Source organism: Paenibacillus albicereus (assembly GCF_012676905.1).
Classification (GTDB): Bacteria; Bacillota; Bacilli; order Paenibacillales; family Paenibacillaceae; genus Paenibacillus_O; species Paenibacillus_O albicereus.
Genome location: NZ_CP051428.1, coordinates 5,132,175 through 5,159,171 on the forward strand (window position 1 = coordinate 5,132,175; position 26,997 = coordinate 5,159,171).

Annotated in this window: 28 protein-coding genes and 1 tRNA gene; 5 read left to right on the top strand and 24 right to left on the bottom strand. The window is 62.1% G+C overall.

From position 1 onward, the window contains the following. Positions 1-158 precede the first annotated feature (158 nt). A complete protein-coding gene (locus HGI30_RS22805; RefSeq protein ID WP_101807392.1) occupies positions 159-410 on the top strand; it encodes a hypothetical protein in 252 nt (83 codons plus the stop codon). On the opposite strand, the gene HGI30_RS22810 is transcribed toward HGI30_RS22805, so the two are convergent. From HGI30_RS22810 to HGI30_RS22880, 15 genes are all read right to left on the bottom strand, one after another. After that, complete coding sequence (locus HGI30_RS22810; RefSeq protein ID WP_168909600.1) at positions 373-1,185, bottom strand: MBL fold metallo-hydrolase; 813 nt, start codon at positions 1,183-1,185, stop codon at positions 373-375. The two genes, HGI30_RS22805 and HGI30_RS22810, sit on opposite strands and share 38 nt — an antisense overlap. Before the next feature lie 1,065 nt (positions 1,186-2,250). Beyond that, on the bottom strand, positions 2,251-3,126 hold the full coding sequence (yycI, locus tag HGI30_RS22815; RefSeq protein ID WP_168909601.1) for a two-component system regulatory protein YycI: 876 nt from the start codon (positions 3,124-3,126) through the stop codon (positions 2,251-2,253). After that, positions 3,113-4,633 (bottom strand): YycH family regulatory protein, encoded by a 1,521-nt coding sequence (locus tag HGI30_RS22820; RefSeq protein ID WP_168909602.1) that lies wholly within the window; start codon positions 4,631-4,633, stop codon positions 3,113-3,115. Before HGI30_RS22820 ends, yycI begins: the two co-directional genes overlap by 14 nt. Further along, positions 4,630-6,462: a cell wall metabolism sensor histidine kinase WalK gene (walK, locus tag HGI30_RS22825; RefSeq protein WP_168909603.1), complete on the bottom strand. Its 1,833-nt coding sequence runs from the start codon at positions 6,460-6,462 to the stop codon at positions 4,630-4,632. The genes HGI30_RS22820 and walK overlap by 4 nt, the downstream gene beginning before the upstream one ends. Beyond that, positions 6,459-7,211 carry a response regulator YycF gene (gene yycF, locus HGI30_RS22830; protein ID WP_168909604.1) on the bottom strand — a complete coding sequence of 251 codons (753 nt, stop codon included), beginning with the start codon at positions 7,209-7,211 and terminating at the stop codon, positions 6,459-6,461. Before yycF ends, walK begins: the two co-directional genes overlap by 4 nt. A gap of 149 nt (positions 7,212-7,360) precedes the next feature. After that, a complete protein-coding gene (locus HGI30_RS22835; RefSeq protein WP_168909605.1) occupies positions 7,361-8,827 on the bottom strand; it encodes a peptidoglycan DD-metalloendopeptidase family protein in 1,467 nt (488 codons plus the stop codon). Positions 8,828-9,220: 393 nt separating this feature from the next. Further along, positions 9,221-9,886 carry a hypothetical protein gene (locus HGI30_RS22840; RefSeq protein ID WP_168909606.1) on the bottom strand — a complete coding sequence of 222 codons (666 nt, stop codon included), beginning with the start codon at positions 9,884-9,886 and terminating at the stop codon, positions 9,221-9,223. Positions 9,887-10,025: 139 nt separating this feature from the next. After that, entirely contained in the window at positions 10,026-11,312 is a 1,287-nt protein-coding gene (locus HGI30_RS22845) for an adenylosuccinate synthase (protein ID WP_168909607.1), read from the bottom strand. A 306-nt stretch (positions 11,313-11,618) separates the two neighbouring features. Beyond that, positions 11,619-12,974, bottom strand: a complete 1,356-nt coding sequence (gene dnaB / locus HGI30_RS22850; RefSeq protein ID WP_206109979.1) for a replicative DNA helicase — start codon at positions 12,972-12,974, stop codon at positions 11,619-11,621. Positions 12,975-12,993: 19 nt separating this feature from the next. Continuing rightward, positions 12,994-13,440 (bottom strand): 50S ribosomal protein L9, encoded by a 447-nt coding sequence (gene rplI, locus HGI30_RS22855; protein WP_168909608.1) that lies wholly within the window; start codon positions 13,438-13,440, stop codon positions 12,994-12,996. After that, the gene (locus HGI30_RS22860) at positions 13,437-15,398 is read right to left on the bottom strand and encodes a DHH family phosphoesterase (protein ID WP_168909609.1); all 1,962 of its coding nucleotides are present in this window, start codon (positions 15,396-15,398) and stop codon (positions 13,437-13,439) included. Before HGI30_RS22860 ends, rplI begins: the two co-directional genes overlap by 4 nt. A gap of 15 nt (positions 15,399-15,413) precedes the next feature. Next, the gene (locus tag HGI30_RS22865; RefSeq protein WP_168909610.1) at positions 15,414-16,316 is read right to left on the bottom strand and encodes a DUF2232 domain-containing protein; all 903 of its coding nucleotides are present in this window, start codon (positions 16,314-16,316) and stop codon (positions 15,414-15,416) included. A gap of 177 nt (positions 16,317-16,493) precedes the next feature. Further along, positions 16,494-16,925, bottom strand: coding sequence for a CBS domain-containing protein (locus HGI30_RS22870; protein WP_168909611.1), 432 nt, complete (start codon positions 16,923-16,925; stop codon positions 16,494-16,496). 33 nt (positions 16,926-16,958) lie between these two features. Then, positions 16,959-18,056, bottom strand: coding sequence for an LCP family protein (locus tag HGI30_RS22875; protein WP_168909612.1), 1,098 nt, complete (start codon positions 18,054-18,056; stop codon positions 16,959-16,961). A 90-nt stretch (positions 18,057-18,146) separates the two neighbouring features. Then, positions 18,147-18,905, bottom strand: coding sequence for a DUF1836 domain-containing protein (locus HGI30_RS22880; protein WP_168909613.1), 759 nt, complete (start codon positions 18,903-18,905; stop codon positions 18,147-18,149). Positions 18,906-19,143: 238 nt separating this feature from the next. Between HGI30_RS22880 and HGI30_RS22885 the strand changes: the two genes are divergently transcribed. Beyond that, positions 19,144-20,511 (top strand): hemolysin family protein, encoded by a 1,368-nt coding sequence (locus HGI30_RS22885; protein WP_168909614.1) that lies wholly within the window; start codon positions 19,144-19,146, stop codon positions 20,509-20,511. 179 nt (positions 20,512-20,690) lie between these two features. On the opposite strand, the gene rpsR is transcribed toward HGI30_RS22885, so the two are convergent. Genes rpsR through rpsF form a run of 3 tightly spaced genes read right to left on the bottom strand, consistent with a single transcriptional unit; the run spans position 20,691 to position 21,879 of the window. Beyond that, complete coding sequence (gene rpsR / locus HGI30_RS22890; protein ID WP_168909615.1) at positions 20,691-20,969, bottom strand: 30S ribosomal protein S18; 279 nt, start codon at positions 20,967-20,969, stop codon at positions 20,691-20,693. A gap of 19 nt (positions 20,970-20,988) precedes the next feature. Continuing rightward, complete coding sequence (locus HGI30_RS22895) at positions 20,989-21,561, bottom strand: single-stranded DNA-binding protein (RefSeq protein WP_168909616.1); 573 nt, start codon at positions 21,559-21,561, stop codon at positions 20,989-20,991. Positions 21,562-21,594: 33 nt separating this feature from the next. Beyond that, a complete protein-coding gene (rpsF, locus tag HGI30_RS22900; RefSeq protein ID WP_168909617.1) occupies positions 21,595-21,879 on the bottom strand; it encodes a 30S ribosomal protein S6 in 285 nt (94 codons plus the stop codon). A 311-nt stretch (positions 21,880-22,190) separates the two neighbouring features. On the opposite strand from rpsF, the gene HGI30_RS22905 reads away from it, so the two are divergent. Both HGI30_RS22905 and HGI30_RS22910 read left to right on the top strand, forming a co-directional pair. Then, a complete protein-coding gene (locus HGI30_RS22905) occupies positions 22,191-22,376 on the top strand; it encodes a YjzC family protein (RefSeq protein WP_168909618.1) in 186 nt (61 codons plus the stop codon). Between the two features lie 133 nt (positions 22,377-22,509). Beyond that, positions 22,510-22,653, top strand: a complete 144-nt coding sequence (locus tag HGI30_RS22910) for a hypothetical protein (protein WP_168909619.1) — start codon at positions 22,510-22,512, stop codon at positions 22,651-22,653. A gap of 145 nt (positions 22,654-22,798) precedes the next feature. On the opposite strand, the gene HGI30_RS22915 is transcribed toward HGI30_RS22910, so the two are convergent. From HGI30_RS22915 to HGI30_RS22930, 4 genes are all read right to left on the bottom strand, one after another. Next, positions 22,799-22,889 (bottom strand) — tRNA-Ser (locus HGI30_RS22915). A gap of 59 nt (positions 22,890-22,948) precedes the next feature. Then, the gene (locus HGI30_RS22920; protein WP_168909620.1) at positions 22,949-23,179 is read right to left on the bottom strand and encodes a DUF951 domain-containing protein; all 231 of its coding nucleotides are present in this window, start codon (positions 23,177-23,179) and stop codon (positions 22,949-22,951) included. Between the two features lie 83 nt (positions 23,180-23,262). Next, the gene (locus tag HGI30_RS22925; protein WP_235680260.1) at positions 23,263-24,225 is read right to left on the bottom strand and encodes a mechanosensitive ion channel family protein; all 963 of its coding nucleotides are present in this window, start codon (positions 24,223-24,225) and stop codon (positions 23,263-23,265) included. 155 nt (positions 24,226-24,380) lie between these two features. Beyond that, positions 24,381-24,614 (bottom strand): putative Se/S carrier protein, encoded by a 234-nt coding sequence (locus HGI30_RS22930; RefSeq protein ID WP_168909621.1) that lies wholly within the window; start codon positions 24,612-24,614, stop codon positions 24,381-24,383. A gap of 91 nt (positions 24,615-24,705) precedes the next feature. Here HGI30_RS22930 and yyaC point away from each other — a divergent pair, with 91 nt between their 5' ends. After that, positions 24,706-25,299: a spore protease YyaC gene (gene yyaC / locus HGI30_RS22935; protein WP_168909622.1), complete on the top strand. Its 594-nt coding sequence runs from the start codon at positions 24,706-24,708 to the stop codon at positions 25,297-25,299. Here yyaC and HGI30_RS22940 read toward each other — a convergent pair. After that, positions 25,250-25,780, bottom strand: coding sequence for a DUF4446 family protein (locus HGI30_RS22940; protein WP_235680261.1), 531 nt, complete (start codon positions 25,778-25,780; stop codon positions 25,250-25,252). The two genes, yyaC and HGI30_RS22940, sit on opposite strands and share 50 nt — an antisense overlap. A 24-nt stretch (positions 25,781-25,804) precedes the next feature. Further along, positions 25,805-26,974, bottom strand: a complete 1,170-nt coding sequence (locus HGI30_RS22945; protein ID WP_168909623.1) for an aminotransferase class V-fold PLP-dependent enzyme — start codon at positions 26,972-26,974, stop codon at positions 25,805-25,807. Positions 26,975-26,997: the final 23 nt, after the last annotated feature.

Sequence of the window (26,997 nt, forward strand, 5' to 3'; positions counted from 1 at the left end):
GATTTCGGAAGATGCGTCTAGAATAATAATAGGGCAAGCCCTATCCTCCCCTTCTAGACGGGAGGGGGAGCTCAAATGTTGCAGCACGGAGCCGATAAATCCTTTATGCAGCGCTGCCTGCCCGCTCATCATCCGATATCGGGAAAGGAAGAAAGCCGATGGATATAAAGCTCATTACCACTCCGGACGCCGCCCCAAGCGCCTGGGACCAGGTCGCAGTCATGGGCAAGCTCGGAGATTTGAGCGATACGCAGTACCGGACGCTGCTGGCGCTCAGCGCCATGCTCGAGCTGCTTGTCGACAAGGGCATCCTCACCCGCGAGGAGCTCGAGCGCAAGTCCGCCCAGCTCGAGGCCGGCGACAGCGAGCCGCTCAGAGCGCTTTCCGCTTTATTTGATCCCATGGAGTAGGCTCGTACGGATGCGTGTCCCTCAGCGGATGCTCGTCCTTGCGGAAGAAGTGCCCGCGGTCCTCCAGCACGCCGTTGACCGTCAGCCTCGCCAGATCCATCATATTGTGGTTGAGGCTCAGATGCGCGAGATACACCCGCCGCGTGCGGTCGGTCATCAGCTCGCACAGCGCCTCCCCGGCCGCCTCGTTGGACAGGTGGCCGACGTCGCTGAGGATGCGGCGCTTGATGTTCCACGGGTAGCGGCCCATGCGCAGCATCTCGGGGTCGTGGTTGGACTCCAGCACGAGCACGTCGGAGTCGATGATGCTGCGCCGCACCAGATCGCTGACATAGCCGAGGTCCGTCGCCAGGCTCAGCTTGTAGCCGTCCTCCGTGAACGTATAGCCGACCGGCTCCGCCGCGTCGTGCGAGATCGGATACGAGCGGACCGCCATGCTTCCGAAGCGCACCTCCTCGCCCGTGCCCATGACGACCCGCCGCTCCGGCGGTACGTGTGTGGCATGGCGTTCGAGAGCGGCCCATGTCGCCTCGTTGGCGTACACCGGCAGCTCGTATTTGCGCGCGAGCGCGTTGAGCCCCTTGATATGATCGGAATGCTCATGCGTAATGAGCACGGCGTCGATGTCATGGCCGGCGATGCCTTGGCTCCCCATCAGCTCCTCGAGCTTCTTGAGGCTGTGCCCCGCATCGACGAGCACCGTCTTGTCCCCGCTCTGCACGACCGTCGCGTTGCCGGTCGAGCCGCTGGCCAGCACGGTAAATCTGAATTCCATTATCCTTGCCTTCCCTTCCATGGCCCGCAAGGCCAATCCAAGCCCTTAAAGACCCATTGTACCATTGTCCGTCCGGCGTCTCTACATGCCGCTGGAAATTTAGCTAGAAAAAAGGAACCGTCCTGAGGTCCGATTCGCGGGCCTCAGGACGGTTCCTTTTCTTGTTCGGGCGGCTGCGGAACCCGCCTTTCGGCGGGAGAAGAGGCAGCGGAGCGGAGCCATCTCCACTCCGCCTAATGGCAGTAGTCCGGACCCCTTCAACGTTCACCCGGGTGCTTCGTTCGTCGCACGACGGTAGTTCGGACCCCTTCAGCGCTTCTCCGAACGTCCTGCTCCCGGCACGAAGGTAGTCCGGACCCCTCCAACGTTCATCCAGGTGCTTCGTTCGCTGCACGACGGTAGTTTGAACCCCTTCAGCGCTTCTCCGAACGTCCCGCTCCCGGCACGAAGGTAGTCCGAACCCCTTCAACGTTCACCCGGGTGCTTCGTTCGTCGCACGACGGTAGTTCGGACCCCTTCAGCGCTTCTCCGAACGTCCCGCTCCCGGCACGAAGGTAGTCCGGACCCGTTGGTTTTTCCGCGTATGATGGGCCCGTCACGACGATCGTAGCAGCTACGCACGGATTGAAGCGAATGCGCACCGTTAGCTTGGCAAGAGAAGGCGACTCAGGTTCTCCATCGCGCCGTATAGCGGGGAATTTGCAAGCACAGCACTCCTTCGTCTCGGGTGACGCAGGAGAGCGGAGGGGACGGAAACCTCTTGGAGAAGCGCCAGCGGTTCCCTTGAAGGCCGGATTCCTTCCGTTTCAGAAAAGGAGATCAGGGAATCTGGGCTTCAGCGGAATCGAAAAGAGGTTCCGTCACCGCAGCGGGCTTCGCGCTACGCGTCCGAGGTTCCGTCACCGCAGCTCGTCTCTCGCTACGCGTCCGAGGTTCCGTCACCGCAGCGGGCTTCGCGCTACGCGTCCTAGATTCCGTCACCTCAGCTCGCCCCCCGTTACGCGCCTAGAGGTTCCGTCACCGCGCAACACGTTCGAAGTTCCGTCGCCGCAGCTCGCGAGGGTGCTACTCCCCCGCCGGCGAAGGCTCCGGCTTGTCGATCAGCACTTCCCCGCTGGACGCCTGCAGATAGATCGAGCTGCCGTCCTCCATCAGGATGCGCCAGGACGGCGTCGACACCTGGGTCTCCGAATCGAACCGCTGCCCTTCCTTGTAGCCGAGGCGGATCTCCCTGATCGCGCCGCCATCGGCCATGTACTTCTCGACGACCTCCGGCCGGATCGCCCGCGACGCCGGCAGCACCGGCTGCGGCCGCTGGCCCTCGTCCGCCGGCACCAGCTCGATCCGGTCCTGGCGGTAGCCGGTGATGCGCTGGTCGCTGTAGTACAGCTCCAGACGCACGTTGAACATCGGCCGGCCCCCCTCCATCCGGTACAGGACGAACTTGCGGTCGTCCAGCCCGAGCGTGTCCAGCTCGTACCGATCGAGCTCGGGAATGATGCCGCCGAGCGCCTTGAGCAGCTCTTCCCGCTGGAAGACGACCCGGCTGTCCACCGGCGCCTTCAGCGGCGTGATTCCTTCGCCATCGTCCGACCCCGCCGCGCCGCCGTCCGGCCGAGTTCCGCCGCCGTCCAGGCCTGCGCCGCTGCCGCCATCCTTCTCTGCCTCTCCCCCAGCCGCCTCCGAGTTCTCCGCCGGCACTCCCGCCCGCCCGACATAGCGATACGTCAGGTCATGCAGCACCGGCGTCTCCTTCGGGATCACGCCCGAGAACGCGACGCGCTTCGCCTTCAGCGCCGCCAGCGTCTCCGGCGACAGCTCGGCCGAGTTGCTGCTCGGCTGCACGCGCTCCCGCACGTCGCCCCACAGCTGATAGCCGAGCAGCAGGTTGAGGAGCAGGAACGCCAGGATCAGTACGCTCTTCGCCCTACCCCAATCCACGGGCCGTTCCTCCTTCCTCTTCGCGCGAAGCTCCGTCGCCTGGCGGCGGCGTCGGGGAAGGCGTCGCACCGGCTTCGCCGACGCCCGCGCCGAGCGCGGATAAATTGTCTCGAGGCACGACGGAGCCGTCGAAGCCTTCGTCCAGCGGCCCCGCCAGAGCTTCCTCCGTGCCGTCCGCGAGGCGCACCGCCCAGACCGGCAGGAAGCGCAGCTGGCCGTCCTCGGCCGGCTCCGCCTTGACCGCCGGATAGAGCGCCTCGATCTCCGAGCGCCTGGAGTAGGCGGCCAGAGCCTGGTCGAGGCGCTGCCCGCCCGGCAGCCAGCGAGCCGACTTTTGGGCCGGCGACGGACCGAGCGTGATGAGCGAGCGCTCGTAGGTCGTCACGGAGCCCTGCAGCACCGTCAGCCGAATGAAGCCGAAGCGGAAGTCCGAGGAAGGGACGACGGGCAGCACGCGATTTTCGCCGAAGCGGAAATATTGGCGGAACAGCAGCTCATGCTGCTCCTCCGAAGTCCCCCGCCCGGGACGCGGCGTCGGCCCGGACGATCCGCCCGCCGCGTCCGAGCCGCCGAGCGAGACGAGACGATGGAGGCCGTCCCAGCCATGCTGGTTGACGAACTGCATCGCGCTGCTCATGCTGCCGGCCGGATTGCTGCGCGCCTGCTCGCTGCCGCTCAGCGGAGCGGCCGGGTCGGTGTAGCTGATCCATTGGCCGTTCTGCTCGATCTGGAGCGCCCGTTTGCCGTCCGTATATACCTGCGAGCCGTCCCGATCCTTGATCATGCGCGTCGTGCCGGGGTCGAAGAACAGGCTGCGCTGCAGCAGATCGGCCGAGTACGACTGGTAGCCGATGCGGGCCTGCGCCGCCTCGACCGGCTGCCGGGGCACATACAGCCCGTAGGCGTCCGGCTCGTACGGCGTCCAATATTCGCCGAGGCCGACATCGTCCTCGACGTCGCGCACGGTCAGGTCGGCCTGCGTCGCCTCGTAGACGACGCCGCCGCCCGCGCTGAAGAAGAAGGTGCGCACCTCCTCCGTGCTGCTGCTGCGGAAAATCCAGATGCGGTCCACCGTATCGGCGAGGAATTCCTCGTCGCCGCTGTCGAGCTGCAGCATCCGCGACAGCAGCGTCACCGGCAGGCCGCTGCCGAGCCGCAGCTCCAGGCCGAGGTTGTTGTCGCGAATCTCGCTCCAGCGCACGACCGTATCGGCCATCCGCTGGAAGCCGCGGAACTCCCGTCCCTTGAGCTTGCTCAGGATAAGGTTGTAGAACGGAAGGTCGCCGGGATTGAGCACCGTATGGCTGCCGTTGCCGAAATGCAGGATGAGCTGCTCGGGGAACAGCGTCTCCTCGGTTTTGATCTCCGGCCCCATCGGATCGGTGCTGACGTAATTTTGCGCGGTGCGCACGGCCGCGCCCGGCGTGCTGTAGGCGACCATGTAGCTTTGAACGAGGCTGAGGGCGACGAGGGAGGCGAGCGCGATCGTCTTTATCCTTTCCTTCATATCGCCTGCTCCCCTTTCGTCTGCGGCTGCGGCAGGATGAACGTGACCGTCGTGCCGGCATCCAGCTCGGATTCCAGCGTAATCGTGCCGCCGTGCGCCTTGATCATTTCCCGGGCAATCGAAAGGCCGAGTCCGGTGCCGCCCATCTCCCGCGAGCGGGCCTTGTCCACTCGATAAAAGCGGTCGAAGATGCGGGCGAGATCGCGCTTCGGAATGCCGATGCCGGAATCCTTGACGCTGACGGCCAGCGCCCCGCTCTCCTCCAGTCGGGCCGACAGCTCGATGCGGCCGCCCTCGAGCGTATATTTGATCGCGTTGGACATCAGATTGTCCAGCACCTGATCGATCTGGTCGCGGTCGAGCACGGCTTTGCCGACACGGGGGTCGACCTGGACGACGGCACGGATGCCTTTTTTACGCATCTGCACCGAGAACCGGTCCGCTACCTCGTCGAGCATCTCGGCGATGTCGGTGTCGCGGCGGCGCAGCGTCGACTGCTGGGAGTCGAGCCGCGACAGATGCAGCAGGTCGGTGACGAGGCGGATCATCCGCTCCGTCTCGTTGCGGATAACCCCGACGAAGCGCTCCGCAAGCTGCGGCTCCGCAAGCGCTCCGTCGCCGAGCGCCTCGGCATAGCTGCGGATCGTCGTCAGCGGCGTGCGCAGCTCATGCGAGACGTTGGCGACGAACTCGCGCCGCGACTGGTCGAGCTTCTCCTGCTCCGTGATGTCCTGCAGCAGCGCGATCGTGCCGGTGATGCCCCGGTCGCGGCGGTGGATCGGGCTGAGCGTGACGCGCAGCACCCAGCGCTCCTCGCCGTCCGGCGATTCCTTGACGAGCACGGCGGCGAGGCCGCGCGAGGCGCGCAGCGCCTCGAGCCGCTCCTGCGGCAGCTCCAGCACATCGGTCAGCGGGCTGCCCTCGCATACGTCGACGCCGAGCAGCTCCAGCGCGCGCCGGTTGGACACCATCACCGTGCCGCGCTCATCGGCCGCGATGACGCCGTCGCTCATGTTGGAGAGGACCGACTGCAGCTTCTCGTTCTCTTCCTCGTTGACCGACAGCGCCTCCCGCAGCCGCTGCGTCATTTCGTTGAACGCCTCGCTCAGCCGGCCGATCTCGTCGTCGGCGAGCACCGGCACCTGCTGGTCGAAGCGTCCTTCGGCGACCGCCTCCGCCTGGCGGGTGAGCCCCTTGATCGGGCTCGTGATCGTATGCGCCAGCACGATGCCGAGCACGCCGGTGAGGCCGAGCGCGATCAGCGTGCCGGAGACGAAAATCTGGTTGACCCGGTCGACGGTCGCGTTGACCTCGGTCATGCCGGCGACGATGTAGACGGCTCCGATGACGCGGTTGTCCGGCGACTTGATCGGCTGGGTGATGATCTTCTTGCGCACGTTGTCTTCGTCGAGGATGTCCTGCTCGTTGTCCGGGATGCCCTGCAGCGCCTGGCTGACCATGAGCGACGTGTTCTTCTTGCCGATGTAGGCGCTGTAGGCATCCGATGTCGCCAGCACGCGGCCGCTCGCGTCGAGCACCTGAAGCTCCGCGCCGGTGCGGCTGAACAGGCTGTTGACGTAGTCGGACAGCGAGTTCGCGCCTTCCTCGGCGTCGCCGCCGGCGAGCGAGCCCTCGGACAGCTTGTCCGCGGCGAGCACCGCGAGCGCGCGCGCCTGATCGTTGAGGCTGTTCGCGAACGTATCGGTGAGCGAGCTTTTGACCGTGCTGACGAAATAAACCGCGATCAGCTGGATCGAGATCAGGATGAGCAGCATGTAGATCGCGATCAGCTTGACCTGGATCGTGCTGAACCAGCGCCTGCCCTTCATCCTCCGCCCAGCCCTCCCTGTTTCGGATTGCGCATCAGATAGCCGAGGCCGCGCCGCGTCAGGATGTACTCCGGCCGGCTCGGATCATCCTCGATCTTCTCGCGCAGCCGGCGGATCGTCACGTCGACCGTGCGCACGTCGCCGAAGTACTCGAACCCCCATACCGCCTGCAGCAGATGCTCGCGGGTCATCACCTTGCCGCTGTGGCGGGCCAGGTAGTAGACGAGCTCGTACTCGCGATGCGTCAGGTCGAGCGGCTGCTCGTCCTTGTAGACGATGTACATGTCCGTGTCGATGAACAGGTTGAACAGCTTCAGCCCTTGCTTCTCCGGCTCCGCCTCGGCCGCGCCTTGCGCGGCGCCGGCGGCCAGCGCCTCGCGCGTCTTCTGCGTGCGGCGCAGATGCGCCTTCACGCGCGCCAGCAGCTCCCTCGTGCCGAACGGCTTCGTCACGTAGTCGTCGGCGCCGAGCTCCAGGCCCAGCACCTTGTCGATCTCCGTATCCTTGGCCGTCAGCATGATGATCGGCGTCTGCAGCCGCGTCCGCACCTCGCGGCAGACGTCCATGCCGTCCTTGACCGGCAGCATGAGGTCGAGCAGGATCAGATCCGGCTCCTCCTCGAAGGCCGCCCTCACCGCTTCTGCGCCGTCGAAGGCGCAGATGACCTCATAGCCTTCCTTCTCCAGGTTGAACTTCAATATATCCGCGATCGGCCGCTCGTCGTCGACCACGAGAATCTTGCCCTGCATCCGCGTCCGCTCCCTTCTTCGCCGCAGCCTCAGCTCCCTGCCTGCCGGAGCGCCGCTTCTTTCTCCCTAGTTTACCACAGCCGGCGCCGCGCGCGAAAAAGCGCGGCCTCGGAAGGCCGCGCTTGCGATAAGGAAGCGATGAGTGCTGTTTACAGGTATTTCAACGGGTTTTGCAGAGCGCCGTTCTTGGAGATTTCGAAGTGCAGATGCGTGCCGGTCGAGCGGCCCGTGTTGCCCATGATGCCGAGCTTCTCGCCGCGCTCGAGCGTCTCGCCGGCGCTGACCGAGATGCTGCGGAGGTGGCCGTACAGCGTCTTGTAGCCGTTGCGGTGGTTGACGATGACGACGTTGCCGTAGCCGCTCTTCGTGCCGGCGAATTCGACGACGCCTTCGTCGGCCGCTTTAATTGTGCTCGAGCCGACCAGGTCGATGCCCTTGTGCAGCCGGCCCCAGCGGGTGCCGTACGTGCTCGTGATGCGCGCGCCGGAGACCGGGTAGCTGAACGTGCCGCTGCCTTCGCCGACGACCTTCGTGCCGCGCACGATGATCTTGGGCACAGACTTCGCGAGGACGTCGATGCTGACGAGCTCCTCGCTCATCTTGTAGCCGTTCTGCTTGACGACGGCGTACGTGAGCCGCTTGGAGCCCGCTTGGCCTTCTTGGATGACCTTGGACTCGCCCTTCTTGAGCGTCGCCTTGTTCTGGATGATGACCTGCGGCTCGGTCGTGATGACCTCCGACTGGCTCTCCGTCGTCACGACGCTGATCGCCGGCTTCTTCACGGTCAGATCGAGGACGTCGCCCGCCTTGATGAGATCGTCCTGGACCGCCGGGTTGTTCTTGTAGATGACCTCGGGCGAAATGTCGAACTTCGACGCGATGCAGCCGACGCAGTCGCCGGCCTGGACGGTATATTTCGTATCCGTCTCCATGCCTCCGCTCAGCAGCCGCAGCAGCTGGTCCTGGCCAAGCACCTCGGCCGGATCGGTCTCGGCCGGGCTGATTTCAACCTTTTCCGCGAACTTGACGCCGCTGATGCGGTTCACCGGAGCGGACGCCGCCTTGGGCGCGGTGGAGAGCGTCGTCACCTGCGGCTGGGCGCTCTTCATGCGCGATGGCGGAGCGTACTTGTCCTGCAGCTGCTTCAGCACGGCCTGGGCGGTCGCCTCGTTCTTCACGACGCCGATGACCTTGCCTCCGACGATCACCTCCGTGCCGACCGCGGTCGACGTGAAGGTGGAGGCCAGCTTGTCCAGCGCCGCCTGCGTCTGAGGCTCGCCCTTGTACTCCCGTACCTCCTCGAAGGAAATGGCGCCGACATGCAGCTTCATCTCCAGGTTCGGGTAGGCTTTTTCCAGCTTGGCCGTCTCGCTCGTGACGAGCTCGTCCACCTGGGCCGGATCCTCGACGGTGCCGACGGCCTGTCCGTCCAGCAGCACCTTATAATAGCTATACGTATGGGTATTGATATATTGCTTCGTTCCGATCGTCGCTGCGACAGCCAGGGCTGCGATCGCGACCGCGGCGATCAGGAGGATTCGGATCCAGCGCCGCCGCGAAGGCGGTTCCGGGAAGGATGGATTCGAGGGGTGCTCGTTACGCTTAAAAGCAATCATCTTCAAGGTGTGCTCCTTCTGTCGTATGCTCGCTTGCTTCGGCTTTGTTCCCCATGCTTTCGCCTCCGGCGTCCGCCTTCGGCAAAAATCGACGAATCCTCCCCTGAGGAAGAATTCGTTTCTAACTTTACCATAGCCCGTTTTGCCCGTTCAACCGCTTCTCGGCCCCGGCGGATTAAACTTTTATCAGAATTAAACGACAAGATGCGACAAACGTTCAATCGCCTCTCGCGCTCGGCGGAGCCACCTGCACGCAGGAACTCGTCGCCGGCTTGGGACTTACGCGGGAATCCGGCGTTTGCCGAACTCGGAGGCGAGCCCGAAAAAAAACGTCCCCTATTCGGAGACGTCGGGATCGGTATTACAATGGATGACAAAGTATTACCGAACGCTCTACATGTTTTGCGGCTGCGCCTTCCAAGAGGGAGGAGCTTCCGGCGAAGGCGCTGCTGGCGAAGAAGGGGCCGGGCTTCCGCCGGCTTCATCGGACTCGGCTCCTCCCGCTCCATCGCCTTCCCCGCCGATGGTTGCGGTCCCATCCGAACCTCCGGCCCCTCCCTCTTCTGCGCTTACTCGTGGCCCGGCTGGGCCGCTCTCCCCGCTGGACGGGGACGGCCAGCTCGATCCCGGAGCTTCCGAGGCTGACGGCGGCCAGACCGGGTCTGGGTCACTGGCGTCGGGCGCCAAGCCCTCCGGCTCGCTGCTGGCTGACGGCAGCCAAGCCTCTCCTTCGTCGTCTTCCTCCTTAGGGGGCGCCTCTGCAGAAGGAGACGGCTGGAACGCGGGCTCCGGCGTCGGCGTTGGCTCCGGGGCCGGCGAAGAAGCATCGGTCGGTGCCAGCGCCGGCACGCCCGTTTCGGGCGGCTCGGCTCCCCACAGCTTGCCCCACACCCCGCCCATCGACATCGGCTGCATCTGCAGCGGAATATGGAACTGCTTCAGCAGCACCTCCACGTAGCTGGTCACGATATAGCCGGTCGTCCAGATCGACAGCACGCTCACGAGCAGCGCGCCTGCCGCCAGCTTCCCGAGCCAAGCGGCTGTTTTTTTCATGTTCATGCGACGAGTCCTCCTTCCTTGCCTGCTCTCTCTACCAGTATGGGCAAGGGTCCGGCGGCGCATTCTCTCGATCTAGCGATCCGGGGAAAAGAAAGAGCCGCCGCTTCCGGAAGGGAAGCGGCGGCTCGGCCGTAGCGGCTTATTCGTAGATCGGACGGACAGGGTTCGTCTGCTCGCGGTTGCGGCCGACCGAGAAGATGGCGATCGGGATGCCCGTCAGCTCGGAGACGCGCTCGACGTAGCGGCGCGTATTGGCCGGCAGGTCGTCCAGCGTCTTGGCGCCGGAGATGTCCTCGCTCCAGCCCGGCAGCTCCTCGTAGACGGCCTCGCATTCGGAGAGCAGCTTGAGGCTGGCCGGATAGTGCTCGATGATTTCGCCGCGCAGCTTGTAGCCGGTGCAGATCTTGACCGTCTCGAGGCCGGTCATGACGTCGAGCGAGTTGAGCGACAGTCCGGTGATGCCGCTGACGCGGCGGGCGTGGCGGACGACGACCGTGTCGAACCAGCCGACGCGGCGCGGACGCCCCGTCACCGTGCCGTATTCATGACCGGTCTCGCGGATTTGGTCGCCGATCGCGTCATGCAGCTCGGTCGGGAACGGGCCGTCGCCGACGCGGGTCGTGTAGGCTTTGGCGACGCCGATGACCTGCTGGATTTTGGACGGGCCGACGCCCGATCCGATGCACACGCCGCCGGCCGTCGGGTTGGACGACGTGACGTACGGATAGGTGCCTTGGTCGATGTCGAGCATGACGCCCTGCGCGCCCTCGAACAAGACGCGCTTGCCCGAGTCGATCGCATCGTTGAGCACGACCGAAGTGTCCGTCACGTATGGACGCAGGCGCTCCGCATGCTTGAGGTAGTCGGCGAGGATGTCGTCCGCGCTGAGCGTCTCGCCGCTGTACACCTGCTGGATGACATGGTTCTTCTCGGCGACCAGGCGGCGCAGCTTGGTCTCGAACTCCTCGGCGTCCATCAGGTCGGCGATGCGGATGCCGTTGCGCGCCGCCTTATCCATGTAGCAAGGACCGATGCCCTTGCGCGTCGTGCCGATCTTGTTGTCGCCCTTGCTGTCTTCCTCCAGCCCGTCCAGCACGAGATGGTACGGCATAATGACATGCGCCCGGTCGCTGATTTTCAGGTTTTCGGTCGAGAAGCCGTTTTCGTGGATATAATCGATCTCGTCGAGCAGGGCAGCCGGATTGATGACCATCCCGTTGCCGATGACGCATGTTTTATTATGATTGAAAATGCCGGATGGAATCATCGTCAGCTTGTATTTCTTGTTGTCGATGAGAATGGTGTGACCGGCGTTGTTACCGCCTTGATAACGGGCGACCACTTCCGCGCCGTCGGCCAGATAGTCGGTAATCTTGCCTTTTCCTTCGTCTCCCCACTGCGTGCCGACAACGACAACCGTAGACATGATCATACCTCCGCTTTGCTTGCTTGGAATTTGCTGCTTTAGCGTTCTCATCCGCCTGAAAAGCCATACGTTGCTGTGACACGTTACCCGGTGCAAGTCAGCGGGCGGGCAGAAAGCAGCAATCCCAGTGTATCAGTCCTGCCATGGCATGTCAATTAAAAAAGCGAACGATTCGATTTAGAAAATAATTATTGTTCGGAAAATAGACGATAGTCGCTGCTCCGGCGGCCGTAGCGGCATGAGAAGCGCAAAAACCGGCCAGGTCCGCAGGACCCGGCCGGTCGATAGAGGTTAAGTGCTAGGAACCTATGACGCCGGCTCATGCGTTCGATCCAAGCTAACAAATTTATTGAAATTCTTGAGGAAAGCGAGCTCCACCGTGCCGACAGGACCGTTACGCTGCTTGGCGATGATGATCTCGATGATGTTCTTCTTCTCGGTTTCCTTGTCGTAGTAATCGTCCCGGTACAGAAACGCGACGATGTCGGCGTCCTGCTCGATCGAGCCGGATTCGCGAAGGTCGCTCATCATCGGCCGCTTGTCCTGCCGCTGCTCGACGCCCCGGCTCAGCTGCGACAGCGCGATGACCGGCACCTCGAGCTCGCGCGCGATCTGCTTGAGCGTACGCGAGATTTCGGAGACCTCCTGCTGGCGGTTCTCCCCGGCCTTGCCGCGACCCTGGATGAGCTGCAAGTAATCGATCAGGATCATGCCGAGGTTGCGCTCCTTCTTGAGCCGCCGGCATTTGGCGCGGATATCGCTGACCGTGATGCCGGGCGTATCGTCGATGTAGATCTCCGCCTCGGACAAGGCGCCGATCGCCATCGTCAGCTTTTCCCAGTCGTCGCCCTCCAGGAAGCCGGTCCGCATGCGGCCGGCATCGACGTTGGACTCCGCGCATACCATACGCTGCACGAGCTGGGCGGCGCTCATCTCGAGCGAGAAGATCGCGACCGTCTCGCGGGCGCGGACGCCGACGTTCTGGGCGATGTTCAGCGCGAACGCCGTCTTGCCGACGGAAGGACGCGCCGCCACGATGATGAGGTCGCTGCGCTGAAAGCCGCTCGTCATCTTGTCGAGATCGACGAAGCCCGACGGAATTCCCGTCGATCCGCCTTTGTTCGTATAGAGGAACTCGACCCGCTCGAACACTTCCATCAGCACGTCGCGGATGGAGACAAAGCCGCTGCTGGAGCGCCGGTTGGCGATCTCCATGATGCGCTGCTCCGCCTCGCTGAGCATGAGGCCGATGTCGTCCGCCGCGCCGTAGCCGTCGGAGACGATCGTCGTCGCCGTGCGGATCAGGCGCCGCAGCATCGATTTTTCTTCGACGATCTGCGCGTAGTGCTCCACATTGGCCGCCGTCGGCACGACGCTCGCCAGCTTCGCCAGGTAGCTGACGCCGCCGACCTCCTCGAGCTGGGAGCGGTCGCTTAGATATGCGGTCAGCGTGACGAGATCGATCGGCTGGTTGTTCTCGCCGAGCTCGATCATCGCCTCGAAGACAAGCTGATGCGAGCTCAGGTAGAAGTCCTCGGGGCGGATCTTCTCCATCGCCGTAATGAGCGCTTCGGCCTGCAGCAGGACGGCTCCAAGCACCGCCTGCTCGGCTTCGAGATTCTGAGGAGGGACGCGGTCGAACATCAAGCCGTCTTGACTCATCCCTCCTGCGCCTCCGTTCTCATTCTTCGGCCGCCTGCACCTTCAGCTTGCCCTTCACCTGCGGGTGCAGCTTGACCTCCAGATTCGTGAAGCCGAGCGAGCGGATCGGCTCCGGCAGCTCGATCTTGCGCTTGTCGAGCTTGATGCCCTCCTGCTTCTCCAGCGCCTCGGCAATCTGCTTGGTCGTGATCGCGCCGAACAGCCGGCCCCCTTCGCCCGCCTTGGTCCGGACGACGACGGTCACTTGCTCCAGCTTGGCGGCCAGCGCCTCGGCGTCGGCCTTCTCCTGCGCCTTGCGCTTCTCCTCCGAGGCCTTCTGCATCTCCAGCGTCTTGATGGTGCCGGCCTCCGCGGCCTTGACGAGCCCCTTCGGCAGCAAGAAGTTGCGGACGTAGCCTTCCGATACTTCCTTGACCTCGCCGCGCTTGCCCTGTCCCTTCACATCCTGCAAAAAGATGACCTTCATTCGAACAACCCCTCTTCCTCATGAATTTGCTTGAGCACTCGCTTGAGCTTCTCCTCCACCTCGCTCACGCTGCCTTCCTGCTGGCAGGCGGCGTTGGTGAGATGGCCTCCGCCTCCCATGCGCTCCATGACGACCTGTACGTTCATCTGCCCGAGCGAGCGGGCGCTGATGCCGACGAGTCCGTCCTGCCGCTCGCCGATGACGAAAGAAGCATGGATGCCCGTCATGTTGAGCAGCGTGTCGGCCGACTGCGCGATCAGCAGCTGCGAATAGCGCTTCCCCGGCTCCGTCACCGCCAGGGCGACATGTCCGTACAGCACTTCGGCATGCTTGATGATGTCGGCCTTCTTGAGATATTCCTCCAGGTCCTCCTTGAGCATCCGCTGCACCATCGCTGTATCGGCGCCGTTGCGCCTGAGGAACGAGGCCGCCTCGAACGTGCGGGCGCCGGTGCGCAGCGCGAAGCTCTTCGTATCGACGGTGATGCCCGCGAGCAGCACGGTCGCCTCGCGGATGTCGAGGACGAGACGATCGTGAATATATTGGAGCAGCTCCGTCACGAGCTCGCATGCGGACGAGGCATACGGCTCCATATAGACGAGCACGGCTTGGCTGATGAACTCCTCGCCCCGCCGATGATGGTCGACGACGACGATCCGTCCGGTCTGGCTGAGGACGCGCGGCTCCTTGAGCATGGACGCCTTGTGCGTATCGACGACGACGACGAGCGTGCGCCCGTCGACGAGCGCGAGGCTCTGCTCCGGCGAGATGAAGCGCCGGTACAGCCGCTCGTCTTCCTTGATCATCTCCATCATCTTTTGAATCGCGGGATTGATTCCCTCCAGCACGATGTACGCTTCCTTGCCGAGATGGGACGCCATCTTCGCGACGCCGACCGCGGCTCCGATCGCATCCATGTCCGGCATCTTATGCCCGACGATGACGACCTTCTCGCTCTCGCGGATCATGTCCCGCAGCGCATGCGCGACGACGCGCGCCCGCACCCGCGTCCGCTTCTCGACCGCATTGGACTTGCCGCCGTAGAAGCTGGTCCGCTCGCCGACCTTGACGGCCGCCTGGTCGCCGCCGCGGCCAAGCGCCATGTCGAGGCTGACCTGCGCCCACTGGCCGAGCTCCTGGATGCTCGATGCGCCGGCCGCGAAGCCGATGCTCAGCGTCATCGGAATTTTGAGGTCGCCGGTCATCTCCCGCACCTCGTCGAGGATGATGAACTTGGACAGCTCAAGCTGGCGAAGCGCCTGCTGGTCGGTGATGAGCAGGAACCGGTCGGAGTTGAGCCGCTTGAGGTACAGATTCTCGCGCTGCGACCATTCCGTAATCTCGGACGTGACGCGGGAGAGCAGCGTCGTGCGCTGCTGGTCGTCCATCGACTGGGTCACCTCGTCGAGGTTGTCGATGAACACGATGCCGAGCGCCGGCTTTTCTTCCTCGTACTGCTTGGAAAGCTGCCACATCTCCGTGATGTCGCGAACGTACAGCAGCTTCTCCGCCGGACGGTAGAGCAGCTCGTAGATGTCGGCTCCGATGGCGATCTCCATCTTGCCCGGCCGGTCCTTGGCCTGGGCCAGCGTCGGAAACAGCTCCATCAGCGGCACGCCGATGACCGATTCCTGCTCCATCATGTCCGCTACGAACGGGTTGTGCCATTCCACGACGCGCTCATCATTGAAAAGGATAATGCCCAGAGGCAGCTCGTGGATGACCTCGCTCCCGACCTTCTTGATGCGATAGGACATCGTCCCGAGATAATGGTTGAACTCGCGGCGGAAGGCCCTCTCCGCGAGGTACGTATAAAAGCCGCATCCCGCCGCCAGCACCAATCCTGCGATGCCCAGAGGCAGATTGTAGGCCATGAGCGCCGCAGCGGCCAGGACAAGGGCGGCCGCCCATGCGATCCCGTGCATTCCATGCCAGCGCTTGAGAAGATTCCTAGGCATAGTTCACGCCCCTGTTCAAGGTTTCTGGAACGACTTGCGGATCGGAAACGCCGCGTCCAGCACGCCGATCAGGCTGAGGGGCGGGAACAACAGCAGAAGAAATCCGATGAAGATCGGCACGCCCTTGGGCCAGCGCTTCTCATGCGCCAGGAAGAAGAAGAATCCGATCGCCTGGACGGTGAAGACGAACCGAAGCAGCGGCACGAGATTGGCCACCGCCGTCGCCAGAAACGAGCCGTCCCCGGCCGGAATGAGCAGCTGGAGCAGCAGCACGATCAGGTAATACGTGACGAGGATGCGTGGCACCCGCCACTCGTGGGCCGGGGGCATGCCTGCCGGATGGAGGCCGTAGGCCCGCAGCGCGATCCTCGAACCGTACTGGGCGATCGCCGTCAGCAGGAAAGCCGTCAGCAGCAGCGCTTGCGGAATGACCTGCACGATGGAGTCGACGAGCTGATCGACCATGTCGGCCGTCCACAGGTCCTGCATGACCCCTTCGCTCACGACGCGGTTCGATGCCGTACGGAGCTGGTCCTGCAGCGCCCCGATGACCGACAGGTCCAGCACGAGATCGAACAGCACCAGCTCGAGCAGCACGATCGCCACGAGGCTGATCAGCACCGCCGTCATGCGCGAGCGAACGGGCTTGCCCGTCCGGTAATAGTGGCCCATGACGATGGAGGGCACGAGAAAGAACAGACCGACGATGAGCGGGGCGGGTCCGGCCGCCAGATAGACGATCAGCCACACCGGGATTACATGGGCGGCGAACATGCGCTTGGAAAGCGTCGTATAGAGCACGACATATGGAACCATCAGCAAGGCGACGGTCAAAACGTTGAGCAGCGGCACTCCGATCGAGAGCAGCAGCAAGAGAGCGGCGATGCTCCATAGGATGGATTTCCCATCGGTTTTCAAAAGCCCGTTCACCTCAAATCTGCGATTCTTCTTGGTCAGCCTTAGGCATGGCCGGCCGGAAGCTTTACCACCCATTATACCACAAAACCGAGGCCGGCAAGCGAGCGGAAGGCGCTCTGACGACGGCACGAAAACGAAAAAACCGGTCTTCCGCCGATACGGAAAACCGGTCCTGCTCTATTCCTTTGCGGCAGCCGTCTCTTCCTTGCCGCGGAAAAGGCCTTTGGCGCAATAGTCGATGATGTCGCTGCGGCGGACGATGCCGATGAAGCGGTTCATGTCGTCCACGACCGGCACGAAGTTCTGCACCTTGGCCAGCGAGATCAGATCTTCCATGTTGGCGTCGATGCGCACCGGCTTGAGCCGCACCCGCATCGGCACCTCGGAGAGGCTGACGCGGTGCGTCTGCTCGAAGCTGAGGTTCTCGTTCTTCATGAACCAGAGCAGATCGCCCTCGGTCACGGTAGCCGCATAGCCGCCCTTCTCGTCCAGGATCGGCACCGCCGTATAGCGATGATGCTCCATCTTCTCCAGCGTCTGCCGCAGCGTCGCTTCCTGCGTGAGCGTGATGACTTCCGCCTTGGGAAGAAGGAAAAACGCGATATTCATCTTAGCCTGCACTCCATTCTCTAGCGGGAAGGATTACTCGTCCGCGCCGGCCGAAGCCGTAGACACTTCCCGTTCTTTGCCATTGCCGGCGACATCCTGCTTATCCGCAGCGGACGCCCCCGTCCCGGTCAGCTCTGTCAGCGACTTGCCGGGATTCATCCAGTCTACGATAAGCGTCTTGCTTTTGGCGACATCCTCTTCGTCGGCGAAGTAATACCAGGCGCCGGTCCGGCTATGCTTGCCGCCCTCGCCCTTGAGCGTATGCGTGTAAATGGAGCGGTTTTTGCCCTGCAGCATCGCTTTGGCCATCTCGATCATTTCGCTCGGCGGGATGTCGGTGGCGAAGTTCTCGCCCATGATGCCGACATAATCCGGAATTTTGGCCCATGAGGACATGCTCGACGCTTCGTCCATGATCGCCTCGACGAACGTCTGCTGCCGCTCCGTGCGGCTGACGTCGCCGCCCGCGTCTTCGCGGTAGCGCACGTAGTTGAGCGCGTCCTGGCCCATGTATTTGTCCAGACCCGCCTTCACGATGAACTTCTCATGGCCGGGATCGTCATTCACCAGATCCTCTTCGATCGGCAGCGAGATGCCGCCCATGGCGTCGATCAGGTTCTTGAAGCCGTTGAAGTTGACGGCGGCGTAATAATCGACGTCGTTGCCGAGCAGGTTCTCGACCGTATCGACGGCCATCTTGGCACCGCCGAACGCATAGGCATGGGTGATTTTATCTTCCCGGTCTTTGCCGACGATCTCCGTATAGGTGTCCCTCGGGATCGACACCATGAGGATAGCGCCTTCCTTGGGCCGGACGACCGTGTACATCATCGTGTCCGAGCGGCCCTGCTCCGCGTCGCGGGCGTCCACGCCAAGCAGCAGCACCGAGTACGGATCGGCCTGTGTATACTTGATCTGCTCGGCCGGCGGCGGAGCCGGCTTGCTGTCGGTCGTCGGCTTGTAGGAGTTTTCCAGCTGCTTCTCGACGTCCTTCGCCAGGAACAGGTCGAAGCCCCACAGAGCCAATGTTGTGCGATTATAATATCCCGCCGCTCCGAGCACGAGCAGCAGCGCCAGGATGGATGCGGTCCACGTCCATGCCTTCCGGGCGCGCGATTTTTTTGGCTTCATCGGAACATAGTCCTTTCTATCGGTCAAGTAGGATTCATTTAGTGTAGCCTAAGTGTAGACGAGTATCCTTAAAAAATAGTTACAAGAAGATTAATGAAGGAAAAGCGTCGCGTTGCAGTACCGTCGGGTCAGCGCATGGAAGTACGCGGCCTGGACCGAAAAGACGGCGATCAGCAGCATGTTTTCCAGCGCGACGCGCTCCAGCTCGCTCAGGCGCTCGAGCCCGACGATATAGGCCTTGGCGGCTTCTCGGACGCGAGTCTCCAGCGCCGCTCCGTCGCCGGAGTGCGCGGGTCCGCTGTCGAGAATCTGGTCCCCGTCGGCATCCATGTCCTCGAAGATCGAGGCATAGGCCAAGTAGAATTCCAGCGCGCCCAGCAGCGGCCGGCAGCGGCCGTCCTCGCCGCAGCCGAAAAGACGCTCGAACAGCTGGCGGATCGACTCGAAGTCGAGGCTCGCCTTGAGATCGTCGATGATGTACAGGAGCGCCGCCTGTTCCAAGGAGTATTTCTTGCCGGCCTTGGGCGATTCGAAAAACGGCTTGAAATCCCGCTTGACCCAGTTCTGCATCGCCGTAATCGACAAGGACGAATATTCGACCCTCGCGCCGAGCGTCGCGGCCTCCTGCAGCGAGACGCCCTTGATGCCCTGCCCCTTGATGAGCTTCTCCAGCACGGCTGGCCAATCCGTCGTGAGGAAAGCCGGCAGCGCCTTGCCCGAATCCACTTGATCGCGGTGCTCCTTGCGCCATGCATCCTGCACGATCTGAATCGGGCTCTCGGCCCGGCGTCCGCAGAGCGAGAGCAGCAGCTCCGCCATCTGGCGCCGAGTCAGCATAAAGGCTTCCATGCCGTTTTCCTCCTTCCGCTTCAGGCTATCAAGTTCATATGAACCTATCATAAGTCCCCCACATGCCCCTGTAAAGGCTGGCATGGAGGAGAAAAAAGCCGATTGAGCGGCGTTGTTCGCCTCCCACAGCCTTATACCGTCAGCCAAAGACTTTCAAACAGTTGATGGACAGGCGATAGGTTCGATATACTGGTTCAAAAGAACTCATTTCATAAGTAAAGGATGTCGATGATTTAGAATGGACAGTATAGGCTTGAATTTGGCTTTGGTCGCACTGCTGATTTTTCTAACTGCCTTTTTCGTGGCGACGGAGTTCGCCATCATCCGGATTCGGCCGAGCCGCGTGAACCAGCTCGTCGTCGAAGGACGCAAAGGCTCGTTGGCCGTGCAGAAAGTAACGAGCAACCTGGACGGATATCTCTCCGCCTGCCAGCTCGGGATCACCATCACCGCTCTCGGACTCGGCTGGCTCGGCGAGCCAACGATGGAGCGGATCCTGGAACCTCTCTTTCACCAATTCCATCTGAACGACAGCCTGGCGAGTCTTCTGTCCTTTTTGATCGCGTTCTTAGTCGTAACCTACCTGCATGTCGTCGTGGGCGAGCTCGCGCCGAAGTCATGGGCCATCCAGAAAGCCGAATTCATCAGCTTCCTCGTCGCCAAGCCGATCATCTGGTTCCACCGCATCCTCTATCCGTTCATCTGGCTGCTTAACGGCTCCGCCAATGCCCTCATTCGGCTGTTCGGCCTGCGCGCCGTCAGCGAGCATGAGAACGCGCACTCCGAGGAAGAGATTCAAATCATCCTCAGCGAAAGCCTGCAGAGCGGCAAGATCAACAATACCGAGTATGGCTACGTGAGCCGCATCTTCGCTTTTGACGAGATGGTCGCCCGCGAAATCATGGTTCCCCGCACCGACATGGTATGCCTGTACACGAACCATAGCCGCGAGGAGAACCTGGCCGTCATCCAAAAGGAGCAGTACACCCGCTTCCCGGTCGCGACCGAAAGCAAGGACAATATCGTCGGCATGATCAACACGAAGCAGCTCTTTCTGACCTATCAAGAGGATAAGGAATTCAACTTCAAGGATCTGATCCATCCGGTCGTATCCGTGCCGGAGAGCATTCCGGTCAAGCAGCTGCTCAAGCGCATGCAGCTCGAGCGCGTCCACATCGCCATTCTGGTGGACGAGTACGGCGGCACGTCCGGCCTGATTACGATCGAGGACATTCTCGAAGAGATCGTCGGCGAGATCCGCGACGAGTTCGACGAGGACGAGCGCCGCGAGATCGAGAAGCTCGAGGAAAACTGCTACCTGCTCGACGGCAAGCTTTCCCTTGACGAGCTGGGTCAGCTGACGAGCCACAACTTCGACAACGAGGATACCGATACCGTCGGCGGCTGGCTGTATACGCGCCTGCAATCGCCCAAGGTCGGCGTCCAGCATGATTACGAGAATCTGACGTTCATCATTCGCGAGGCGACCAAAAACCGCATCCGCAAGATCGAGCTCATCATCCATACCGAGGACGAGATTTCGTCGGCCGAAGCCCAGGCCGCGCAGGCTCAAGCCGAGCTGAGCGAGGAGCCTTCCTCTTCCTGATCGGAAGCTTGGCTTCCAGCCTCCCCCACCTGCCTGTAGGCAGGTGGTTTTTTTGCGCCATCGGCAGTCCGCCGACGGTTCCGTCTACGAGCAGCAGCTTCCGGCAGACGAGGCCGATCCTATCCCAGCACGAAAAAGCAGCCCTTCCGGAAGTGGAAGAGCTGCTTGCTCGGGACGGCTTAGTTGTCCGTCGTATATGGCAGCAGGGCTACTTGGCGGGAGCGTTTGATCGCAACCGTCAGAGCACGCTGGTATTTCGCGCTTGTGCCCGTCACACGGCGTGGCAGAATCTTGCCGCGCTCGCTGATGAACTTGCGAAGCAGGTCCGTGTCCTTGTAATCAATGTGCTTGATTTTGTTCACGGTGAAGTAGCAGACTTTACGGCGCTTGTTGCGGCCGCCTTTGCGGAACTTGCGCTCTGGACGCTCGCCGCCGTCTTCTCTTTGCTTGAATCCCATGGTCTATCCGTCCTTTCCTTTAAAATGGCAAATCATCTTCGGAGATGTCGATCGGACGTCCGTCATCCGAGAAAGGATCCCGGCTGTTCGAAGAACCACCGCCGCCGCGATTGCCCCCGTAGGAACCTCCGCCTTGGCTTCCGCCGCCCGATTGGCCGCCGCCACCACCATAGCCTCCGTTGCCGCCGCCGTAATTTCCACCGCCGCCTCCGTTGCCGCTGCTTCCGCCGCCGCTGTAAGAGCCTTCCTCACGCGGAGCGTTGTTGTCGCGGTTGCCGGATTCCAGGAACCGAACGTTGTCGGCAATGATTTCCGTCACGTAGACGCGCTTGCCTTCGTTGTTCTCGTAGTTCCGGACTTGCATCCGTCCTTCGACTGCCGCCAGACGACCTTTGCGCAAGTAATTGGCGCAGGTTTCGGCGAGCTGCCTCCAGGTGACGATCGGTATGAAATCGGCTTCGCGCTCGCCGGATTGGCTGTTGAAGGGCCGATCCACCGCCAGCGTGAACTGCGTGACCGCAACTCCCGAAGGGGTATAGCGAAGCTCCGGATCTCGGGTGAGCCTGCCGATCAGAATGACACGGTTCAACATCGTACGCACCTCCCAAGTCAGCTGAATCTTGGCTTACGCTACGTCTTTGACGATCAGGAAACGGATGACATCATCCGTAATCTTGATGACGCGGTCCAGCTCGTTGACCACTTCGGACGGACCCGTAAAGTGGACAAGAACATAGATCCCGTCACGGATCTTGTTGATCTCATACGCAAGACGGCGCTTGCCGAGAACGTCGGACTTGGAAACCTCTCCGCCATTCGCGATGATGCCATTGAACTTTTCGACGAGAGCTTGAACTGCTTCTTGCTCCGTCTCCGGACGAATGATGTACATCAATTCGTATTTGCGCACTTTGATTCACCTCCTCTTGGACTAAGCGGCCCTTCCCACCCTTGCGGATGAAAGAGCAAGGAGCGAGGGATTAACTCGCATACCAACCTACTATACCAGAACAGCCTGTCCGACGCAACCCGCCGCAGACGGGACTGGAGCTTGAAGAGACCGCTATGCGTGCGAATAATTCCCGCTGATGATTCGTTTCCGCCCGGCAGACACTAAGCGTCCGGTCCTGAGACAGGCCCGGGTTCAGGCCCGCATCGAGCCTGAACCCAGGCAACCGCGCTCCGGCGGCCGGATTCCAAGCGGAAGGAGGAGAAGCGCGAATGGGCGAGCGGACTAAATTCGAAGCGGGCTTCAAAGCGCCGAACGACGGCTGGTACATGGAGGCGGGCGAAGATTCCTTCCATATGGGAATTTCCCATCCCAAGAAGATTTCGTTGAAAAAAGGCCAGCATTTTCCAAAAACCACGAACCACAACCGCGTCTGGGTCAAAATGCCGAAAGGCTGAGCTGAAACCGGACAAACCTGCTGCGCATAAAAGCGCCGAGGCCGGCCATACTATCCTTGACGGCGCGACAAAGATGAGGGTGTGGTTCCGTTGGCCGTAAAAAGCGCAAGGGCACAGACACAGCAAAGAACTCATGTTCACGATCACAGAGAAGCGAGGGGTTGCGCCAAAGACAGTTGTCTTTAAGGCCATCGCCGCAGCGGGCGCAAAAGTCTTCGGACAGTTGAAGCCGGGCGGCATTCCGTGCGATTCGATGAAGAAAGTGCAGCTTGATTGATCTTGCAGCCCATTAAGCGCCGTCAGCAAAAGCCCAGCCAATCGGCTGGGCTTTTGCTTTCCGTCTTGCCGGACCTCGGCAAACGGAATTCGGGCATGAAAAAAGCGGCTCTCTGTCGAGAGCCGCTGATGATAGTAGCTGTGGATGGCGGAAAGGGTGGGATTCGAACCCACGCACGCCGTGAGACGCCTAGCTGATTTCGAGTCAGCCCCCTTGGGCCACTTGGGTACCTTTCCGCAGCATGATAGATCATATCATACGCCAAGCAATGATGCAAGCAAATGTTTTGAATCGACTAGGAAGAAGCCGCCTCTCCGCCCGCTTCCTTCCGATCGGCCGCTGCCCGCAGCACCTTCTTCAGATTCTTCTCGAACTTTGCCCGTGGAATCAGAACGCTATGCTTGCAGCCGACGCACTTGATCCGGATGTCCATGCCCATGCGGATGACTTCCATCTCGTTCTTTCCGCACGGATGGGGCTTCTTCATCTGAACGACATCGCCCAGCTCGAATTGCTTGCGCTCCATACCCGTCACCTCTTCCTCTGACCGCTGCTCCGATCCTCCGGCCGCAGCGTCCGCTCCTATCCATCTTACACTCCCCGCCGGTTCTAGGCCAGCGCTTCTTGCGGCCCTTCTCCGCTGCGCAGCAGCAGCTGCAGCTCCCGGTTGATCTGGCGGGATACGGTCGCCTCCGTGTTCGGCAGGCACTCCGCCACGATGCGCAGCTTATACTCGGCCGTCGTCATCGACGTGACGCCGAGCAGGTCCGGCACCTTGACGAGGTTCGGGTTGTCGAGCTTCTCCAGCATGCTTCGAATGCTTTCCGCCGCCTTCTCGACCTGGATGCCGTTGGGCACGTCGACGTCCACCACGGCGAGCGAATTGTTGAGCGAGAAGTTCGTCACCTGGGAGATGGTTCCGTTCGGGATGATGTGCACTTCTCCCGTCCATGTCTTCAGCCTCGTCGTCCGCAGTCCGATCAGCTCGACCGTGCCTTTGTACGTCCCCGTCTGGATGACGTCGCCGACGGCGAATTGATCCTCCAGCACGATGAAGAAGCCGGTGATGACATCCTTCACGAGGCTCTGCGCCCCGAAGCCGATCGCCAATCCCAGTACGCCGGCGCCCGCCAGCAGCGGCGCGACATTGACGTTCAGCATCGACAGCACGAGCATTCCCGTGATGAAGTAGACGACATAATTGGTTACGTTTTTCAGCAGCCTCCCCAAGGTCACGACGCGCCGCGTCCGCTGCTGCACCCGTGTCTCCCGCTCCATCACCTTGTCGATCGCCTTGCCGACGATGAAGATGATGAGCTGGCCGATCAGCAGGATGAAAGCGACCTTGATGCCGATAATCGTCGCGTTGATCCAGAACTGGCTGTCAAAGTAATTCGTCATCGCCTTCCAAAACGCGCTCGTCTTTTGGGCCACGTCCTCTGTCACGCCCCCCAGGTCCGTCGGCAGCGGAGCAGCGGACGGTTGCGGGCTCGCAGAAGGCTCGGCGCTCCCGGATGGCGGAAGCGATGCCGCAGGATTCGCCGCTGTCAGCAGCTGAAGCATGAAATTCATTGAATTCGTTCTCCTCTCTATATAAAAAGAAGCCTCTCCGCATCGGCTGCGGGAAGGCTGGATTCGTTGGACCTTGCGACCGATCGTTTACCCTCACCGCCGGCTCATCCTGCTCGACCGCTCCAGCAGCTGCAAAGGCTGCCTCCGCAGAGGGGTCAGACCGGTTCGTAGCCGCCCGGCGTCTCGCGGAAAATGCCGCGGATATCGACGGACTGTTCCTTCAGGATCATCCGGACGCGCTCCAGCTCTTCTTCCGGAAATTCGATCGACAGCGCGCAGCCGGCGGTTATCGTCTTCGGCGTCGGCCGGATGTCGATTTCGATTTCGGCGTATTCGAGCAGCATTTCCGTCCGCAGCGCCTGCTGCGTCGAATCAAAGGCAATGAGCATCGTCGGGACTCCTTTTCAAAGGGACAGGCGAGTATAATTCCGCTGTCTCTACCATATACTAGTAGTAGTTCATTTTAGCGGAGGGGAATCTATGAAACGTCCTGCTGCCATGCATGAAGTCCCGCTCAAGGTGCCGCATACCGACCCCGGCGCCTCCCAGCAGCTGGCAAGCCGGCTGCTGCTGCATCTGCTGCACGTGCCGGCGGATCGCCGCATCGCCGTCGTCTGCATCGGCACCGACCGCTCGACCGGCGACGCGCTCGGACCGATCATCGGCTCCAGGCTGGACAAGCTGCGCGGCTCCCGGTTCGAGCTGTACGGTACGCTGGACGAGCCCGTCCATGCGATGAACCTGGAACACACCTTGCAGGACATCCAGCGAGCGGATTCCAAGCCGTTCGTCATCGGCATCGATGCTTGTCTCGGCCAGCTGAGCAGCGTCGGCTGCATCCAGCTCGGCAACGGTCCGGTACGCCCTGGCGCTGGCGTCAACAAAGAGCTTCCTCCCGTTGGGGATATCCATATGACCGGCATCGTGAATGTCGGCGGCTTCATGGAATACTTCGTCCTGCAAAATACGAGGCTCAACCTCGTCATGCGCATGGCCGAGCTGATGGCCGATACGCTCGCTCTCGCTATCCGCGACTGCCGGCCTTATCCGATGCATGCGGCAACGCAAGAGTGATCGCTTGCTGCTCCTCCGGCGTCAACGGATAGGACGAGCCTCCTTGCTCCAGCGGCTTGGCGTACATGTAGGTCTCGTCCCGTCCATGCAGCCCGGTCAGCACGACGCCGGAGCCGGCCTCGTCGATGATCGCCACCGAAAAGCTCATGTCGCTCCCCTGATTGGAGAACGCATTGTAGCGTACGACTCCCACCTTGCCCTTCATCTCCCGAAGCAGCTGTCCGAACTCGGCCAGCTGCCGATCGAACCGGCCCAGCCGCTCCTCCTGCTCGTCCAGCGATAGCCGCAGGCCGACGATGACTTCCTCCAAATTGGTTACGCCCGTCTGCCCCATCACCTGCACATATTGCCGCCGCAGCTTCTTCAGTCTGCGGCCGATCGCCGCGATCCAGACGATCAGCAGCAGCAGGACCAGCGCCAGCAGGCCGATCGCGATGCCGTAAAAAGGCTCTTCTGTCCACGACTCGATCCAATCATTCATGATTCCAAGTACGCTCCTCTTGCCCTACAGGGGATAATGGGTCCGAATCTCGCGCATCGCCTGCACGAGCGCATCTGCCTCATCGTCCGTCGTGGAGAAGCCGACGCTCGCCCGGACGGCGCCGCTCTCCGCCGTCCCGGCGCTGCGATGAGCCAGCGGGGTGCAATGATAGCCTGCCCGGACCGCGATGCCGTAATGCTGATCCAGAATGAAGCTCAGCTCCGATGCCTCGACGCCTTCCATCGTGAACGCGCAGATGCCCGTCCGCGGCCGGCCGGGCCCCGGTCCGAGCAGCCGAACGCCGCCGACGGCTGCCAGCCCGTCCATGATACGGCCGATCAGCTCCGTCTCGCGGGCATGAATCGCCTGCGGCGTGCGCTCCAGCACGAGACGGACGCCCGCAGCCAGACCCGCGTTGCCGGGAGTGTTCGGCGTTCCCGCCTCATAGCGGTCCGGCCGCACCGTAGGCTGGTCGGCCGCTTCCGATTGGCTGCCGGTGCCGCCGTGAAGAAGCGGCATCGGGTCGAGTCTCGGGTGGATATACAGGCCGCCGGTTCCTTGAGGTCCCAGCAGAGCCTTGTGCCCGGGAAAGGCGAGCAGATCGATGCCCATCGCCTCGACGTCGAGCTCAAGCACGCCGGCGGATTGAGCCGCGTCGACCAGGAAAGGCACGCCGCTGGCGCGCGCGATGCCGCCGATGTCGCCAACCGGCAAAATAGAGCCGAGCAGGTTGGAGCTGTGCGTGGCGACGATCAGCGCCGTCTCCGGCCGCAGCGCTTCCCTTACCCGGGACGCATCCAGGCTGCCGTCCGCCGCCGTCTCGACATACGTGACGGCGATGCCTAGCGCGCCCTTCAAAAACTCCAGCGGCCTGCGGACGGAGTTATGCTCCACCGCCGTCGCCACGACATGATCGCCAGGCTTCAGCAGCCCTTTGATCGCGAGATTGAGCCCCTGTGTCGTATTCGCTGTCAGAGCGATATCGTTCGGGTTCGCGATCCGGAACAGCTTGGCCAGGCTTTTTCGCGCCTCGAACAGCACTCTGCCCGACTGCACCGCCATGCGATGGCTGCCTCGGCCCGGATTGGCCGCGCCTTGGCGCATCGCCTCCAGCACGGCCGACACCACCTCTTCCGGCTTGGGCCAGGAGGTCGCGGCATGATCCAGATAGATCAAGGGCTGCTCTGCCGTCATGATCGCTCTCATCCTTTCCACGA

Bases quoted from the DNA above. Each gene is read 5' to 3' on its own strand.
- HGI30_RS22805 (WP_101807392.1), top strand. From the start codon at position 159: ATGGATATAAAGCTCATTACCACTCCGGACGCCGCCCCAAGCGCCTGG.
- HGI30_RS22810 (WP_168909600.1), bottom strand. From the start codon at position 1,185: ATGGAATTCAGATTTACCGTGCTGGCCAGCGGCTCGACCGGCAACGCG.
- HGI30_RS22820 (WP_168909602.1), bottom strand. From the start codon at position 4,633: ATGAAGGAAAGGATAAAGACGATCGCGCTCGCCTCCCTCGTCGCCCTC.
- walK (WP_168909603.1), bottom strand. From the start codon at position 6,462: ATGAAGGGCAGGCGCTGGTTCAGCACGATCCAGGTCAAGCTGATCGCG.
- yycF (WP_168909604.1), bottom strand. From the start codon at position 7,211: ATGCAGGGCAAGATTCTCGTGGTCGACGACGAGCGGCCGATCGCGGAT.
- HGI30_RS22835 (WP_168909605.1), bottom strand. From the start codon at position 8,827: ATGATTGCTTTTAAGCGTAACGAGCACCCCTCGAATCCATCCTTCCCG.
- HGI30_RS22840 (WP_168909606.1), bottom strand. From the start codon at position 9,886: ATGAACATGAAAAAAACAGCCGCTTGGCTCGGGAAGCTGGCGGCAGGC.
- HGI30_RS22845 (WP_168909607.1), bottom strand. From the start codon at position 11,312: ATGTCTACGGTTGTCGTTGTCGGCACGCAGTGGGGAGACGAAGGAAAA.
- dnaB (WP_206109979.1), bottom strand. From the start codon at position 12,974: ATGAGTCAAGACGGCTTGATGTTCGACCGCGTCCCTCCTCAGAATCTC.
- rplI (WP_168909608.1), bottom strand. From the start codon at position 13,440: ATGAAGGTCATCTTTTTGCAGGATGTGAAGGGACAGGGCAAGCGCGGC.
- HGI30_RS22860 (WP_168909609.1), bottom strand. From the start codon at position 15,398: ATGCCTAGGAATCTTCTCAAGCGCTGGCATGGAATGCACGGGATCGCA.
- HGI30_RS22870 (WP_168909611.1), bottom strand. From the start codon at position 16,925: ATGAATATCGCGTTTTTCCTTCTTCCCAAGGCGGAAGTCATCACGCTC.
- HGI30_RS22875 (WP_168909612.1), bottom strand. From the start codon at position 18,056: ATGAAGCCAAAAAAATCGCGCGCCCGGAAGGCATGGACGTGGACCGCA.
- HGI30_RS22880 (WP_168909613.1), bottom strand. From the start codon at position 18,905: ATGGAAGCCTTTATGCTGACTCGGCGCCAGATGGCGGAGCTGCTGCTC.
- HGI30_RS22885 (WP_168909614.1), top strand. From the start codon at position 19,144: ATGGACAGTATAGGCTTGAATTTGGCTTTGGTCGCACTGCTGATTTTT.
- rpsR (WP_168909615.1), bottom strand. From the start codon at position 20,969: ATGGGATTCAAGCAAAGAGAAGACGGCGGCGAGCGTCCAGAGCGCAAG.
- HGI30_RS22895 (WP_168909616.1), bottom strand. From the start codon at position 21,561: ATGTTGAACCGTGTCATTCTGATCGGCAGGCTCACCCGAGATCCGGAG.
- HGI30_RS22905 (WP_168909618.1), top strand. From the start codon at position 22,191: ATGGGCGAGCGGACTAAATTCGAAGCGGGCTTCAAAGCGCCGAACGAC.
- HGI30_RS22910 (WP_168909619.1), top strand. From the start codon at position 22,510: ATGTTCACGATCACAGAGAAGCGAGGGGTTGCGCCAAAGACAGTTGTC.
- HGI30_RS22920 (WP_168909620.1), bottom strand. From the start codon at position 23,179: ATGGAGCGCAAGCAATTCGAGCTGGGCGATGTCGTTCAGATGAAGAAG.
- HGI30_RS22925 (WP_235680260.1), bottom strand. From the start codon at position 24,225: ATGAATTTCATGCTTCAGCTGCTGACAGCGGCGAATCCTGCGGCATCG.
- HGI30_RS22930 (WP_168909621.1), bottom strand. From the start codon at position 24,614: ATGCTCATTGCCTTTGATTCGACGCAGCAGGCGCTGCGGACGGAAATG.
- yyaC (WP_168909622.1), top strand. From the start codon at position 24,706: ATGAAACGTCCTGCTGCCATGCATGAAGTCCCGCTCAAGGTGCCGCAT.
- HGI30_RS22940 (WP_235680261.1), bottom strand. From the start codon at position 25,780: ATGAATGATTGGATCGAGTCGTGGACAGAAGAGCCTTTTTACGGCATC.
- HGI30_RS22945 (WP_168909623.1), bottom strand. From the start codon at position 26,974: ATGACGGCAGAGCAGCCCTTGATCTATCTGGATCATGCCGCGACCTCC.